This is a genomic window from Rhodococcus sp. Leaf278 (assembly GCF_001426085.1).
GTDB lineage: Bacteria > Actinomycetota > Actinomycetes > Mycobacteriales > Mycobacteriaceae > Rhodococcoides.
On record NZ_LMRR01000043.1, the window covers coordinates 36,402 to 52,093 of the forward strand.

The window sequence follows — 15,692 nt, forward strand, 5'->3', positions numbered from 1 at the left end:
TCATGGCGACGAAGAAGGTCACGCAGGTCTCCGAAACGCACGCTGCCGACAGCCACGATCTGATTCGTGTGCAGGGCGCGCGACAGAACAATCTCCAGGACATCAGTGTCGATCTACCCAAGCGACGCCTCACCGTGTTCACCGGTGTGTCGGGTTCGGGCAAGAGTTCACTGGTCTTCAGCACCATCGCCGCGGAATCACAGCGGATGATCAACGAGACATACAGCGCCTTCGTCCAGGGATTCATGCCGACACTTGCTCGACCCGACGTCGACGTCATGGACGGGCTCACTACCGCCATCATCGTCGATCAGCAGCGAATGGGTGCCAATCCTCACTCCACCGTCGGTACCGCCACCGACGCCAATGCCATGCTCAGGATTCTGTTCAGCCGCATCGGCAAGCCGTATATCGGCTCGGCACAGGCCTTTTCGTTCAACGTGGCATCGGTCTCCGGAGCGGGTGCCTACAAAGTGGACAAGGGTGGCCGTCAGACCACCGAGAAGAAGTCCTTCTCGGTCACCGGCGGCATGTGCCCACGCTGCGAGGGACGGGGCTCGGTCAGCGACTTCGATCTCACTGCCCTGTACGACGCGAGTAAGTCCCTCAACGAGAGCGCGATCACGATCCCCGGCTACAGCATGGAAGGGTGGTACGGCCGCATCTTCCGCGGCTGCGGGTACTTCGACCCGGACAAGCCCATCGCGAAGTACACGAAAAAGGAACTCGACGATCTGCTCTACCGCGAACCCACCAAGATCAAGGTCGAGGGCATCAACCTCACGTACTCGGGACTCGTACCTCAGATTCAGAAGTCGTTCCTGTCCAAAGACGTCGACGCAATGCAGCCGCACATACGCGCCTTCGTCGAACGCGCGATCACGTTCACCACGTGTCCCGATTGCGACGGCACCCGACTCAACGAGGGAGCTCGATCCTCGAAGATCAAGGGCATAAACATAGCCGATGCCTGTTCGATGCAGATCAGCGATCTGGCCACCTGGGTCGCAGGCCTGAAGGAACCGTCGGTGGCACCGCTCTTGACGACGCTGAGCGAGACTCTTGACTCGTTCGTGGAGATCGGCCTGGGCTACCTGAGCCTGGATCGCCCCTCGGGAACATTGTCGGGCGGAGAAGCTCAGCGCACCAAGATGATTCGCCACCTCGGCTCCTCACTGACCGACGTCACGTACGTGTTCGACGAGCCCACGACCGGCTTGCACCCTCACGACATCGAACGTATGAACAACCTACTGCTGCAGTTGCGAGACAAGGGAAATACGGTGCTGGTCGTCGAGCACAAGCCCGAGACGATCTCCATCGCAGATCACGTCGTAGATCTGGGTCCCGGGGCCGGCAGTGCAGGCGGGCACGTGTGCTTCGAGGGTACCGTCGACGAACTCCGACACAGCGACACTGTCACCGGGCACCATTTCGACGATCGAGCGTCACTCAAGCAATCGGTGCGTGAGTTCTCGGAAGTGCTCGAAATTCGCGGCGCGAACTCACACAATCTGCGTGACGTCGACGTCGACGTTCCACTCGGTGTGCTGGTCGTCGTCACCGGCGTCGCAGGCTCGGGCAAGAGCTCGCTGATTCACGGGTCTCTGTCTGGCACGGACGATGTGGTGTCGGTGGACCAGGGTGCGATCCGTGGTTCACGACGAAGCAACCCCGCGACGTACACCGGCTTGCTGGAACCGATACGGAAAGCCTTCGCCAAGGAGAATGCCGTCAAGCCGGCGCTGTTCAGCTCCAACTCCGAGGGTGCCTGTCCGACGTGCAACGGAGCAGGCGTCATCTACAGCGACCTCGCGATGATGGCCGGGGTGGCCACGACGTGCGAGGTGTGCGAGGGCAAGCGGTTCCAAGCTTCGGTACTCGAGTACCACTTCGGCGGTCGCAACATCGACGAGGTGTTGTCCATGTCGGTCGCGGAGGCCGAGGAGTTCTTCTCCGACGGCGCAGCCAAACTGCTCCCAGCGCACAAGATTCTGCAGCGCTTGAACGACGTCGGGCTCGGCTATCTAAAGATTGGACAGCCGCTGACGACGCTCTCGGGCGGCGAACGCCAGCGCCTCAAGCTCGCCACGCACATGGCAGGCAAGGGCGGGGTCTACGTCCTCGACGAACCCACCACCGGACTGCATCTCGCCGATGTCGACAAGCTGCTCGGGCTACTCGACAGGCTGGTCGACTCCGGCAAATCGGTGATCGTGATCGAGCATCACCAGGCCGTGATGGCACACGCCGACTGGATCATCGATCTGGGACCAGGTGCCGGCCACGATGGCGGACTCGTCGTGTTCGAGGGAACGCCGTCGGATCTGGTGGCGGACGGCTCTACCCTCACCGCGCAACACCTGGCAGCATACGTCCAGAGCTGACAGCTACGGACCGCACCGAACGATCCGGGGTCGAACGTAGACTCTCGCGCATGGCTCTCGATCACGGCGACCCCGGTGACGCTCCGTCCGTTCCCCCTCCCCTGGCTCCCGTGGTCACCGACCGTCGTCCCTCGGCGGCCGAGGAGGCGCGCACGATCGCCGCATCCACCAACATTGCAACGCTTGCGAGCCTGACCACTGACGGCGATCCCTGGGCATCGTTCGTCACGTACGGATTGCACGGCGGCGCTCCGGTTCTGTGTGTCTCGCGGATGGCCGAGCACGGGCGCAACCTCGCCGGGGATCAGCGCGCGAGCCTGTCGATCGTGGCGCCGCAATCGCAAACCGATCCGTTGGCGTCGGGCCGAATTACTCTCGCCGGCGTGGTCGAACGGCCCGAGGGAGACGAGCTGGCGGCGGCCCGCGAGGCGCATCTCGCGGGAGTGCCCGCGGCGAAGTACTACCTCGACTACAGCGACTTCACGCTTTGGGTCATGCGGGTGCATCGGGTCCGGTGGGTCGGCGGATACGGGCGCATGGATTCGGCAACTGCGGAGGACTACGCCGAGGCCGCACCCGATCCGGTATCCCCCACGTCCGCGTACGCGATCGAGCACCTCAACGCCGACCACTCGACGTCTCTGATGGCAATGGCCCGCGAACTGGGCGGGTATCCCGACGCCACCTCCGCCGAATGCACCGCCGCCGACCGGTACGGACTCGATCTGAAGGTGCTCACGCCGCGCGGAGTCGCCTACACCAGAGTCGGCTACGCGACTCCGATCGACTCTGCCGGAGAATCGCGGGCTGCGACCGTGGAACTGGCGAAGCGCGCGGTGGGCAGCCGCTAGTTTCTGCTGCGCTCCCGGCTCTGTACCGGTACAGCCACCTCGCCGAGACGCCGCGGACGATGGCGGCTACCGTTGGGGCTACATCTCAACGTCTAGGGAGCAGGTAATGAGCATCCAACCGGTCGAATCGAAGCGTCATCGTGTCGTCGTCATCGGTTCCGGGTTCGGAGGTCTGTTCGGCGTCAAGGCGCTCAAGAAGGCCGACGTCGACATCACCCTCGTCGCCAAGACGACGCACCACCTCTTTCAGCCGCTCCTCTACCAGGTCGCGACGGGCATTCTGTCCGTCGGCGAGATCGCTCCGACCACCCGCGTCATTCTCCGCAAGCAGAAGAACGCCGAGGTGTTGCTGGGCGACGTGTTGAACATCGACCTCGAGGCCAAGACGGTGACGTCCAAGCTGCTCGAGCGCATCACCGTCACTCCGTTCGACAGCCTGATCGTCGCGGCCGGAGCGCAGCAGTCCTACTTCGGCAACGATCACTTCGCCGAGTTCGCGCCCGGCATGAAGACCATCGACGACGCACTCGAGCTGCGCGGACGCATCCTCGGTGCGTTCGAGCAGGCGGAACTCTCCGACGATCAAGAGGAGAAGGACCGCCTCATGACCTTCGTCGTCGTCGGGGCAGGCCCTACCGGCGTCGAGTTGGCCGGGCAGATCGCAGAGCTTGCGGACCGGACGCTGGACGGTGCCTTCCGCAACATCGATCCTCGCGACGCCCGCGTCATCCTGCTCGATGCCGCGCCCGCCGTACTGCCGCCGATGGGCGAGAAGCTCGGCCGCAAGGCTGCCGAACGGCTCGAGAAGCTCGGCGTCGAAATCCAGCTCAACGCGATGGTCACCGACGTCGACAACGACGGCTTGACCGTCAAGGAGAAGGACGGCACGACGCGTCGCATCGAGTCGCAGTGCAAGGTCTGGTCTGCAGGCGTGCAGGGCAGTCCCCTCGGCAAGCAGCTCGCCGACCAATCCGGATCGGAAACCGATCGCGCCGGACGCGTGCTGGTCGAACCGGATCTCACCGTCAAGGGCCATCCGAACGTGTTCGTGATCGGCGACCTGATGTCAGTCAAGGATGTGCCGGGCATGGCGCAGGGCGCCATTCAGGGAGCGACTTACGCGGCCAAACTGATCAAGGCGTCGGTCAAGGGCCAGGACGATCCCGCCCAGCGGGCCCCGTTCAAGTACTTCGACAAGGGTTCGATGGCAACGGTCTCGCGCTTCAACGCGGTGGCCAAGGTCGGGAAGCTCGAGTTCGGTGGATTTATCGCGTGGCTGATGTGGCTTGCGCTGCACCTCTACTACCTCGTGGGCTACCGCAGTCGAATCACCACCGTCATCTCCTGGTTCGTGACCTTCCTCGGCCGCGGTCGCGCTCAGATGGCGTCGACCGAGCAGCAGGTGTTCGCGAGGTTGGCCATCGAGCAACTCAACTCCCTCGAACGCGCGGGTGCCGTCGAGACGGACACCGCCGAGACGGAGCAGGAACGCGAGAAGGCAGCGGGCTGATCGACCTCTGACCCAGTTATCGAACATCGCATCGGCCGACCGACACCGTCGGCCGATGCGATTGCTCGTTCAGCGTGCCGCTCTCACGTACTCGAATCACTGGGCGGTAGGCGGTGCCCCACCGAAGTGGTCAGTGAGCCGCCTCCGGCCAGAGCCAGGCGAACGCTTCCGCCGCGCAGATCGACCTCGGACGCCCGATCGTCAGGGTATTGCAACGTACTGGACATCGACATCGGAGCCGACAACGCGTCGTGCGAGATCGATCCGTCGCCCAGCTCCACTCGGTGGCGCAACAACGGACTGTCTCCGACGTCGCAGCGCATCGTGCTGGTCCACCGACCCGACGCCTCCTCGAAACGCCCGATCTGTGTCCGCTCGCGCAACCACAGCGTCGAATCCGACTGCAGCGCAATAGTATTGACCACCGAATGCGATGCGTCCGACACGACGACCATCGGCTCCGGATCGAAGATCAGAGACGCACCCGCACCGACCTCGACGTGCCATTGAGCCGACGAATGACGCTGCCGCCCACCGGGCATCGCCAGTGACGCCGCGACGCTGCGGACCTCCAGGTGTGCACCGGCCGCCACGGAGATTCTGACGGTGATGGTGTCACCACCGAGTGGCGTTGCGGCGGTTCCGATCAGGTGAACCGTGTCCGGCCCCGTCTGCCGGCCGGCAAGTCCGCCCACCGAGGTGATGCGTGGGCTGCGATGCAGGCTCGCATCGATGCAGAGCTCGGTGTGCATCGACGCTCAGTGCGTGTGGGCATGTGCGTCGGCGTCGGCCACGATCTTCAGCTGCTCGCGAATCCACGCGAGCACTGTTGTCGCGGCCGGGTCGTCGGTCAGCGAGATCAACGCAGTCGGTCGGCCTTCGCGCACCTGTGCCGCATCGCGTTCCATCACACTCAGATCGGCCCCGACGTACGGGGCCAGATCTGTCTTGTTGACGACCAACAGATCGGAGAACGTGACACCGGGACCACCCTTGCGCGGCACCTTGTCGCCGCCCGCGACGTCGACGACGAAGATCTGTACATCGATCAGACCGGATGAGAACGTCGCGGTGAGATTGTCTCCGCCCGACTCCACCAGAATGAGGTCCAGAGGCGGATTGTTCTCGATCAGGTCGTCGATGGCGTCGAGATTGGCGGTGATGTCGTCACGAATTGCGGTGTGCGGGCACCCACCTGTCTGCACGGCCGTGATGCGCTCGTCCGGCAGCACCGCATGCCGACGCAGGAAGTCCGCGTCCTCGGTGGTGTAGATGTCGTTGGTCAGAACGGCAAGAGACAGCTCGTCGCGCAGCTGGCGACACAGGGCAGCCACCAGAGCGGTCTTCCCGGAACCGACCGGTCCACCGATTCCCACTCGCAGCGCCTCCCCTGCCTCCCGCGCGCGTTTGGGGCGATCCAGTCCGTGGTCGTGGGGCTCACCGTCGATCAGGTGCGGGGGCATGACATCTCCTTCGTCGTTCGAGAACAGTCGGTCGAAACAGTGGATCGGAATTTCAGGATACGAACAACGGCCGATCACGGACGGCGTGGGCTTCGGCGAACATGTCCAGCAACGGATCCGACAACTCCATCAGCTCGGGTAGGTACTCGCACACCGAGGCGGTCACATCGTCACAGAAGTCGCCCAGGCGGATGGTGCATGCGGCAACCTCGGCCGGATCGAGCGCCAGCAGACGCTGCGCCGCGATCGCCGAACCGGTCATGGTGATGTACACCTGCACGGCCGCTGTGTCGGCAACCGACAGCCCGCACGCGAGCCCCACATGGCCTGCAGCCACGGGGAGGTGCGGCTTACGGCCGATCGATGTCCAATCATGATGCGGCCACGCCGATTTGGCCAATCGAAGCAGACCGCGACCCTGTGCGCGTGATGCGGACCTGGCCGCCGGGGACGGCGTCCGAGCGTCGCACTCGGCGTCGGCGCCCGCCGTGCCGAGCGAGCCGTGGACGATCGCTGCGGCCACCGACGCCATGGTGGCACCGGAGGTCCTGATACGACGTCGCAAGAAAGCCTCGAGTGTCGCGATGTCTCGGACGAAACCCGAGGCGATCGCCTCCTCCACTCCACCGGAATGCACGTGTCCACCGGTGGGCAAACGTGAATCGGCAAGCGAGAGAAGCGTTGTCACCTGCAGACGAGCAGCCGTCATCAGAAGAGAAAGTATCGCTGCGCCATCGGCAGTTCGGTTGCCGGCTGTTCTTTCCACACGTCGCCGTCGATGCGCACCGTGAACGTGTCCGGATCCACCTGGATGTCGGGCATGGCGTCGTTGAGAGCCATGTCGGACTTCCTGATGCTGCGGACGTTCTTGACCGGCACGAGCCGGCGATCGCAGTTCAGGCGGCCGGCGAGTCCATCTTCGATTGCCTGAGGAGCGACGAAGTGCAGCGAGGTGGCTGCAGCTGCTTTGGGCGAGGCCCCGAACATCGGACGCGGAAGCTCGGGTTGCGGAGTCGGAATGGACGCGTTGGCATCGCCCATTGCCGCCCAGGCGATCATTCCGCCCTTGATGACCATGTGCGGACGGACGCCGAAGAACGCCGGGTCCCACAGCACCAGATCGGCCAGTTTTCCCGGCTCGATCGAACCGATCTCATCGTCCAGCCCGTGGGCCACGGCCGGGCAGATCGTGTACTTGGCGACGTACCGCATGACGCGGTTGTTGTCGGCCCCGTTGTCTCCGGACAGGAAGCCCCGCCGAGACTTCATCACGTGCGCTGTCTGCCAGGTACGCAGAACGACTTCGCCGATCCGGCCCATTGCCTGCGCATCGCTGCCGATCATCGAGATCGCTCCCATGTCGTGCAGCAGATCCTCGGCCGCAATGGTCGACGGCCGAATACGGCTCTCGGCGAAGGCCAGATCCTCGGGAATCGACGGACTGAGGTGATGGCACACCATCAGCATGTCGAGATGTTCGTCGAGGGTGTTGACGGTGTGGGGACGCGTCGGGTTGGTCGAACTGGGCAGCACGTGCCCTTGCGATGCCACGGTGATGATGTCGGGTGCATGCCCGCCGCCCGCGCCTTCGGTGTGATACGCGTGAATTCCGCGGCCGTCGATCGCAGCGAGAGTGGTCTCGACGAAGCCGGCCTCGTTCAGCGTGTCCGAGTGGAGCGCGGCCTGCACACCGGCGTCGTCACACACTCGCAGACACGCGTCGATCGCAGCGGGGGTCGAACCCCAGTCCTCGTGCAACTTGAATCCTGATGCGCCGGCACGCAATTGCTCCCACATGGAATCAGGGTTGACGGTGTTGCCTTTTCCGAGGAGCACGATGTTCATCGGCCAGTCGTCGAGAGACTCGAGCATCCGGGACAGGTGCCACGCACCCGGGGTGACCGTGGTGGCCTTGCTCCCCTCGGCCGGTCCGGTGCCACCGGCGATCACGGTGGTGATACCTCCGCCGAGAGCTTCTTCCTTGATCTGCGGACAGATCAGATGGACGTGACAGTCGATGCCGCCGGCAGTGACGATCTTTCCGTTGCCTGCGATGATCTCGGTCGAGGGGCCGATCACGAGATCGGGATGAACCCCGTTCATGGTGTCGGGATTGCCGGCCTTGCCCAGTGCCACGATGCGCCCGTCGCGAATACCGAGGTCGGCCTTGATGATTCCCCAGTAGTCGACGACCACGACCCCGGTGATCACCGTGTCGGGAGCTCCGTCCGCGCGGGTGGCACGCGATTGACCCATCGATTCGCGGATCACCTTGCCCCCGCCGAAGACCGCTTCCTCCCCCGCGTTGCCCGGTCCGCCGCTGCGGTCCTCGGTGACCTCGATCAGCAGATCGGTGTCTGCCAATCGAATTCGATCACCCGTGGTGGGGCCGAACAACTGTGCGTATCGACTACGGCTCAGACGCGCCATCAGCTGTCCAACTTTCCGGGAGGTGTCATGCTCAAACCGTGGACCTCGCGCGTGCCACCGAGAGGCACGAGCCGAACTGTCTGTTCGATGCCGGGCTCGAAACGCACCGCTGTGCCCGCCGGAATGTCGAGGCGGTGGCCGTGTGCACCTTCACGATCGAACTGCAGGGCGGCGTTGGACTGTGGGAAGTGCACGTGAGAGCCCACCTGAACCGGCCGATCTCCACCGTTCACGACGGTCATGGTGATCACCTCGGCACCCTCGTTGATCTCGATGTCCCCTGCGACGGTGATGATCTCGCCGGGAATCAGGTGACCGTCACCTCGCTTGGGTGAGATCGGCTCGTGCACCGTGATCAGCTTCGTACCGTCGGGAAAAGTAGCTTCGACCATCACCTCGGGAAGCAACTCGGGAACCCCACCGAGCACATCGTCGGCGCTGAGGACTTCGCGCCCCGAGGACATCAGGTCCGCAACGGTTCGGCCGTCCCGGGCACCCTCGAGAAGGTGATCGGTGATCATCGCGATCGCTTCGGGATGATTGAGCTTCAGTCCGCGAGCCCGACGACGCCGAGCGAGCTCGGCCGCATAGCTGACGAGCAGTCGATCCTGCTCGTGCGGAGACAACCGCATTGGAGTTCTCCGTCCCGATCGGTGATGGTGCTCGGCAATTCTGACACGCGCGCGGCGACCCGGCAGCGGAGTGCGCCACTGCGCCTCACCCGAGGGGCACGGTCACCGACCGATCGAGCAGTCCCCGCAGAACGTCTCGGTCGATTCCCGAAGCGATTTCCTGCACGTCGGCTAGGCCGAACGCACCGGCGTCGAGGCCACGCACCAGCACGCCGGCCAAGGCCTGCGCGGTGGCGGGCTCGTCCATGACCTCACCGCCCTGACGATCGAGGTAACCCCCGAGTCGAGCAGCCGCGACCGGCATAGCGTGGCGGAAGAAACCGAAGGTGGCCAGCCATCGCGTCACCAGATGCCCGGGATGCATGTCCCACCCCTGGTAGAAGCCGCGTTCGAGAGACCTCGTCACCAGCTCGAAATGCCGACGCGCCGACGCCGCAACCTGTTCCGGACTGCCGGTAGGAACAACCTGGGTCGAGCCGTCACACACCCACACTCCGGTCTGCGCGGCTGCCACCAGCATGACGTTCTTCGCGTGGTCCGCCACCGGATGTGCCAGCGACTGCTGCGCAGAGGTGATCCCACATGCGGCGCTGTAGTCGTAGGTTCCGTAATGCAACGACGTGCAACGACCGTCCGCACGGGTGATCGCCCGCGCGAGAGTCGCCGTACCGTCCGCCCCGATCACCGCCTGGGGACTCTCGATCTGCAACTCGAAACGCAGGGCGCGATCGGGTAGGCCGTGCGCACGCTCGACCTCCTCGCACAACGCGACCACCGCATCCACCTGGCCGACAGCACGCAGCTTGGGCACAGTGAACACAAAACCGTCGGGCACTCCCCCGGCCCCGTCGAGAACGAGTTCGAGGGTGCGAATTCCACGCCTACGCTCGTGTGCTGCAAGCCCTTTGGAGCGAATACCCAACCAGGTAGGACCGTCGGAATCTTTCGCCAGCGCCGCCAACGCTGCACCCGCTGCGGTTGCATGCCGGTCCTCGACGACGTCGGAACGCCATCCGTAGCCGTCCTCGAAATCGATTCGCAGGTCCTGGATGGGGGCCGTGCTCAATCGCTCACGAACCACGGGAAGAACGTTCGCAGTGTCGAGTTCGGCAAATGCCTCGGGGTGCGCGTCCAGAATCGTCGACGCTGCAGTGCCCCATTCGGCGGGCACATTCGCCGAGGCATCCGCCGCCGAGACGTACACGGTGTGGGAAGGCTGCCCGCCGATTCGGTCCCCGGGATAGTGATGCGCCAAGTCCTCGTCGATGGGTACGAAGAGTGACTCGAGACGATCGACAGCGTCGGAGGTCAGCGCGGTGACCGGTGAATCCGGATTCTGATTGTGGCCCGTCATGGGCATCACTGTCCCAGATGTGCAGTGTTTTCGATATTTGCCAACCGGACTTTGCCCTGAGCTACCAAGCGACCGGTCTCGTCGGAGATGTCCACCTGCCACAGCTGCTGGGTGCGTCCACGATGAATCGGATGTCCGTGTGCGGTCAAGGTTCCCGATCGTGTGGCGCGCAGGAAATCGGTGTTGTTGTTGACGCCGACCACGTGTCCTCGTGAGCCGAACCAGGCCGAGCCGGCGATGCTGGCCACCGATTCGACCACCGCGCACAGGACGCCGCCGTGCATGATCCCGGCGGGTTGGTGGAGCTGCGGTGTCACCGTCCACTCCGCGCGCACGTCGTCGCCGGACACCTCGAGGTACTTCAGACCGACGACTCCGTCGAATCCGCGGTGACACAGCTCGGTCAACTGTTCCGGCGTCAAGGCGTCGAAAGGCGTCTCTTCCGTAGTGCCGTTCGAGTCCGTCATTGCACTGCCTCCGGTTGCGTCGAAACATCTCGGCCGAATGTGCAGCCGACTTTCCATCAGAATTACACGACGGTCGACCCACGAAAATCGGTGGGCCTCCCGTTCGTGACGAACGAGAGGCCCACCGTGGCAAGGACCGGGAGTCACTGCAGCCCTCAGGACTCCGGCGCGATCCGTTGGTACGTAGTCAGCATAGGCAAACCTTAGTTGTGATGCAAGAGCGTCACAACGCTCGGAGTCTCGCCCGCCCGGGAACCCCGACGCGCGACCGGACCGGAGCGCCGGCATCGACCATCGCGTCCAGCAGCATCTGTCCCCGACGAGCCCCTTCCGACGCGCTGGCTGCCGCCAGGATGGGAACGTGTGTCGAAGCGCCGAGAATCGCGTCTCCGACCAGAGCCCAGAAGACGCGCACATCGAGCGGGGCGCGCTCGGATATCGCGCTGAGCACCGCACGCAAGGACGTCGTGCACCGGTGCGCCGTCCAGACGAACAGGGCTTCTTCGCACGGAAGGGTGACCGTGCCGGGCTGGCCCGCCGAGGGATCTTCCGGCAGTAGTCTCAGGATCGGCGATGCGACACCCGCCCAGTCGATTCCACCGTCGCTGTCCATGTGGATCCACATGTTGTCGATGCCGGGATCCCACGCCCGGGCCTCCAACACCAGCAGCGCAGATACTCGCCCGATCACAGCGTGGATCAAGGCCGTGGCCACCTGCACCGCGGCGGCCTCCGGCGCATCCAGATCCTCGAGCGACCGATTGTACATCCGTTCGACACGTCCGTCCGTGAGACCGACAGCCAGTTGCCACCACCGGCGCTTACCTTCGTTGGCCATGGCAGCCACGGCATACATCCGCGGGTAGTCGGGATTGAGCGCGCGAAGGGTCTCACTCGACTCGGCCAACTGGGCCGTCCCATCGGATCGATTCGAGAATCGACGAACATCGGCCCAGCTCGAGAATGCCGCCGTTGCAACTGACACCTGATCGCTCCTTGAAGTTCGTGGCGGTGGATGCATCGCACCCCGACTTGTTATATAGGTTAGCCTAACCAGATTAGTTGAGGAATCAGGTACCGCTACCCTTACCTCGCCGCGCATGAAAGGCAAGGGTTCCGTAACCTAAACAAGTCCCTTCGATACAGCGAGGAGTCACGACCACTGTGACCACAGCTCCGCTACTCGGCCCCGACGGCACTCGCCGGTCTCCCGATGAGCAGTACGGGACCGAGAACGTGCTCGACGGCCCGCCGCCCCGGAGCGCATGTATCGCAGCGGGCACGATCGACGCTCTGATCGTTGTGGTCCCGTTGTTCGTCGGATGGTCGATAGTCGACGCACTGCGCGACGACAACGGCGGCGGCCAAGCGGACCGCTTCGTGTTCGGCGCGATCGCGGCATGCGTCGCGCTTGCTCTTTTCGTCTGGAACCGCGGGTACCGCGACGGCAACGAGGGCCAGAGCACCGGCAGGCGATGGCTTGGGCTGACGCTGCGAGACACCGCCACGCACGGCCCGATCGGTGCCCGTCGAGCGCTGCGTCGTCAGTTCATGATCGGCTCTGCGTCTTCGGAGGTGGTGCGCGAGAAGTTCGCTGCCGCAGAAGGATTCGAACCCATTCCCAAGGACGGTTCGGTCGCTGCCATTCGGCGGCGAAGGTTACTGGGTCTGGCCGTACTCGTCGCCGCTCTCGTGGCCGGGATTCTCGCCAGCATCGCCATCGGCGCTCGGCCCCTGACCTTCGCCGAGATAGCTCACGCTCTGCTGAATTCGACGGGCACCGACACCGACATCATCGTGCGCACGCTGCGCGTTCCCCGCACTGTCCTCGCACTGGTCGTCGGAATTGCGCTCGGCATCGCGGGCGCTCTCATTCAAGGCCACACCCGCAACCCGTTGGCCGACGCCAGCCTGCTCGGCCTCAATTCGGGAGCGGCGTTCTTCGTCGTGATGGCCATCTACCTGTTCCGGTTCACCTCGCCGAGCCAGTACCTGTGGTTCGCGTTCGCCGGTTCGGCGGTGGCAAGCGTCGTCGTGTTCGGATTGTCGTCGATCGGGTCGGGCAGATCGAGCCCGGTCAATCTCGCGTTGGCCGGTGCCGGCGTCGCATTCTTCCTTTCGGCGATGACCAATGCCGTGGTCCTGCTCGATCAGACCAGTCTGGACGGCTACCGCTTCTGGGTGGTCGGATCCGTCGCCGGACGCGGCCTCGACGTGTTGTGGCAGGTCTTGCCGTTTCTCGTGATCGGCGTCCTCATCGCGGTTGCAAGCACTCCAGGCCTGAACGTCATGAGCCTCGGTGAGGACGTCGCACGGTCACTGGGAACCAATATTGCAGTCACCCGTACCGTCGGGATTCTGGCCATTACGCTGCTGACCGGCGCAGCAACCGCAGCATGTGGGCCGATCGCCTTCGTGGGCCTCGTCGTACCGCACATCGCCCGTGCGGTGACCGGCCCCGACTACCGTTGGCTCGTCCCTTATGCAGGACTCATGGGCGGTGTGATGCTCATGATCGCCGACGTGATCGGACGGGTCGTCGTACGCCCGGGTGAGCTCCAGGTGGGCATCGTTCTGGCCCTGATCGGTGCGCCGTTCTTCATCGCTCTCGTTCGGCGCCGGAAGTTGGTCGGCCTGTGATCACCGACCTGCACGCCACACCGCCGTCGTCCGACAAGGCCCTCGTTCGCGCCCGTCCCGCGTTTCGACTCGGCCCGATCTCTCTGGTCCGACGACCGCTGATGGTCATCGCCACCGTCCTGCTGGCGGCAGCCCTCGTGCTGGTCATGTGTATCAACATCGGACGTGGTGACTTTCCTCTGTCGATCGCGCAGGTTCTCGACGTACTCCTCGGGGGCGGCTCGCGGATCGAGCGGTTCATCGTCATGGATCTGCGGCTGCCTCGATCTCTCACCGGCCTCCTCGTCGGAGCCGCGCTCGGGATCTCCGGGGCCATCACCCAGTCGATTTCCCGCAACGCGCTCGCCAGCCCCGACATCCTCGGTATCACCGCCGGTTCCAGTGCCGCAGCCGTCGCATTGATCGTGCTCGGCGGAGGCGGCAGCTTCAGCGGTCTGCTCGCTACTCTGGGCCTGCCGCTCGCGGCTCTGATCGGCGGTGTGCTCACCGCAATCGCGATCTACACCCTCGCCTGGCGAAAAGGTGTGGACGGTTTCCGGCTCATCCTGGTGGGAATCGCGGTCAACGCCATGCTCACTGCCGTCATCGGATGGCTGCTGATCAGCGCCGACATCAACGACGTCTCGCGCGCTCAGGTGTGGCTCAACGGCTCGCTCAACGGTGCCAACTGGGCGTCGGTCTGGCCGGTCGCGGCTGCCGTCGTACTCGTCGGCGGCGGCACCGTCATCGCGACGTTCACCCTGGGGGCGCTCCGCCTGGGGGACGACAACGCCCGCTCGCTCGGAGTACGCCTGCAACACAGCCAGGCCATGATGCTCTTGGCTGCTGTCGCTCTCGCCGCCATCGCGACCGCCGCGGCCGGACCCATCGGATTCGTTGCGCTGGCAGCGCCGCAGATCGCACTCCGAATCCTGCGAACGCCTGGCCCGCCCATCATTGCGTCGGCACTACTCGGTGGATTGCTCGTCGTAGCGAGCGATCTGATCGCTCGAACGATTCTGCCGGTCGAACTTCCGGTCGGCATCGTCACATCGGCCCTCGGCGGACCGTTCCTTCTGTACCTTCTCGTGCGCAGTAATCGAAAGGCTTCCGTATGACCACCAGCCACCCCTCGCGTCTGATTGCGCAGGACCTCAGCCTCGGTTACGGCGATCGCACCATCGTCGAGCATCTCGACCTCGAAATTCACACCGGAGTCATCACCACGGTCATTGGACCCAACGGCTGCGGGAAGTCGACACTCCTGCGTTCGCTCGGTCGCTTGCTCAAGCCCAAGGCCGGCAGCGTGATGCTCGACGGCCGGGCGATTTCCTCGATGAAGACCAAAGAGGTTGCCCGAACTCTCGGAATGTTGCCGCAGGCACCGACCGCCCCCGAAGGACTGACCGTCGCAGATCTCGTCTCACGAGGTCGTCATCCGCACCAATCGTGGATCAGGCAGTGGAGCTCCGACGACGAGGCCGAGGTGGCGAACGCACTCGAGTTGACCGGAGTAGGCGATCTCGCCGACCGACCCGTCGACGAACTCTCGGGCGGTCAGCGCCAGAGAGCATGGATCTCCATGGCGTTGGCCCAGGGCACGGACATCCTGTTGCTGGACGAGCCGACGACGTACCTCGATCTCGCACACTCCATCGAGGTCCTCGATCTCGTCGATCGCCTGCACGCAGAGCTCGGCCGGACGATCGTGATGGTGCTGCACGATCTCAATCTGGCCCTTCGCTACAGCGATCGGTTGATCGTCATGAAGCAGGGGCAGATCGTCACTTCCGGCCGACCTCAGGACGTCATCTCGGAGCAGTTGTTGCTCGACGTGTTCGGCCTGGAGGCCGCCGTGATCGAAGACCCGATGTCCGATCGACCCCTCATCGTCCCGATCGGGACCCGGCACGTCTACGGGTCGGTCGGGGGGCCCGTCAGGTCCTAGGACTGCCACTCCCCGCAGGCAGATCCACCTC

General features: G+C 64.4%; 14 protein-coding genes. 6 read left to right on the plus strand and 8 right to left on the minus strand.

Annotated elements, in window-relative coordinates; all coding sequences use genetic code 11:
* Nucleotides 1-2: 2 nt before the first annotated feature.
* The 3 genes from ASG84_RS23335 (at nt 3) to ASG84_RS23345 (ending at nt 4,748) form a co-directional block, all read left to right on the plus strand.
* Nucleotides 3-2,387 (plus strand): ATP-binding cassette domain-containing protein, encoded by a 2,385-nt coding sequence (locus ASG84_RS23335; RefSeq protein ID WP_057479367.1) that lies wholly within the window; start codon nt 3-5, stop codon nt 2,385-2,387.
* A gap of 50 nt (nt 2,388-2,437) precedes the next feature.
* Nucleotides 2,438-3,238, plus strand: a complete 801-nt coding sequence (locus ASG84_RS23340) for a HugZ family pyridoxamine 5'-phosphate oxidase (protein WP_057479368.1) — start codon at nt 2,438-2,440, stop codon at nt 3,236-3,238.
* Nucleotides 3,239-3,344: 106 nt separating this feature from the next.
* Nucleotides 3,345-4,748, plus strand: a complete 1,404-nt coding sequence (locus ASG84_RS23345; RefSeq protein ID WP_057479369.1) for an NAD(P)/FAD-dependent oxidoreductase — start codon at nt 3,345-3,347, stop codon at nt 4,746-4,748.
* Nucleotides 4,749-4,831: 83 nt separating this feature from the next.
* Here ASG84_RS23345 and ASG84_RS23350 read toward each other — a convergent pair whose 3' ends face one another.
* The 8 genes from ASG84_RS23350 to ASG84_RS23385 all read right to left on the minus strand — a co-directional run bounded on the left by ASG84_RS23350 (nt 4,832) and on the right by ASG84_RS23385 (nt 12,079).
* Nucleotides 4,832-5,500, minus strand: a complete 669-nt coding sequence (locus tag ASG84_RS23350) for an urease accessory protein UreD (RefSeq protein WP_057479371.1) — start codon at nt 5,498-5,500, stop codon at nt 4,832-4,834.
* Between the two features lie 6 nt (nt 5,501-5,506).
* Complete coding sequence (gene ureG, locus ASG84_RS23355) at nt 5,507-6,211, minus strand: urease accessory protein UreG (RefSeq protein ID WP_057479532.1); 705 nt, start codon at nt 6,209-6,211, stop codon at nt 5,507-5,509.
* Nucleotides 6,212-6,263: 52 nt separating this feature from the next.
* Nucleotides 6,264-6,920, minus strand: a complete 657-nt coding sequence (locus ASG84_RS23360; RefSeq protein ID WP_057479372.1) for an urease accessory protein UreF — start codon at nt 6,918-6,920, stop codon at nt 6,264-6,266.
* Nucleotides 6,920-8,641, minus strand: a complete 1,722-nt coding sequence (locus ASG84_RS23365) for an urease subunit alpha (RefSeq protein ID WP_057479373.1) — start codon at nt 8,639-8,641, stop codon at nt 6,920-6,922. Before ASG84_RS23365 ends, ASG84_RS23360 begins: the two co-directional genes overlap by 1 nt.
* Nucleotides 8,641-9,273, minus strand: a complete 633-nt coding sequence (locus ASG84_RS23370; protein ID WP_057479375.1) for an urease subunit gamma — start codon at nt 9,271-9,273, stop codon at nt 8,641-8,643. The genes ASG84_RS23365 and ASG84_RS23370 overlap by 1 nt, the downstream gene beginning before the upstream one ends.
* A gap of 85 nt (nt 9,274-9,358) precedes the next feature.
* Nucleotides 9,359-10,627: a DUF6986 family protein gene (locus ASG84_RS23375; protein ID WP_057479533.1), complete on the minus strand. Its 1,269-nt coding sequence runs from the start codon at nt 10,625-10,627 to the stop codon at nt 9,359-9,361.
* A gap of 5 nt (nt 10,628-10,632) precedes the next feature.
* Nucleotides 10,633-11,094 (minus strand): PaaI family thioesterase, encoded by a 462-nt coding sequence (locus tag ASG84_RS23380; protein WP_057479377.1) that lies wholly within the window; start codon nt 11,092-11,094, stop codon nt 10,633-10,635.
* A gap of 223 nt (nt 11,095-11,317) precedes the next feature.
* Complete coding sequence (locus tag ASG84_RS23385; protein ID WP_057479378.1) at nt 11,318-12,079, minus strand: hypothetical protein; 762 nt, start codon at nt 12,077-12,079, stop codon at nt 11,318-11,320.
* Between the two features lie 179 nt (nt 12,080-12,258).
* Between ASG84_RS23385 and ASG84_RS23390 the strand changes: the two genes are divergently transcribed.
* From ASG84_RS23390 to ASG84_RS23400, 3 genes are read left to right on the plus strand one after another with little or no spacing between them, the layout of a single operon-like run.
* Nucleotides 12,259-13,734, plus strand: a complete 1,476-nt coding sequence (locus ASG84_RS23390) for a FecCD family ABC transporter permease (RefSeq protein WP_082521171.1) — start codon at nt 12,259-12,261, stop codon at nt 13,732-13,734.
* Complete coding sequence (locus ASG84_RS23395; RefSeq protein ID WP_442971026.1) at nt 13,731-14,831, plus strand: FecCD family ABC transporter permease; 1,101 nt, start codon at nt 13,731-13,733, stop codon at nt 14,829-14,831. The genes ASG84_RS23390 and ASG84_RS23395 overlap by 4 nt, the downstream gene beginning before the upstream one ends.
* Nucleotides 14,828-15,661, plus strand: a complete 834-nt coding sequence (locus tag ASG84_RS23400) for an ABC transporter ATP-binding protein (RefSeq protein ID WP_057479380.1) — start codon at nt 14,828-14,830, stop codon at nt 15,659-15,661. Before ASG84_RS23395 ends, ASG84_RS23400 begins: the two co-directional genes overlap by 4 nt.
* Nucleotides 15,662-15,692: the final 31 nt, after the last annotated feature.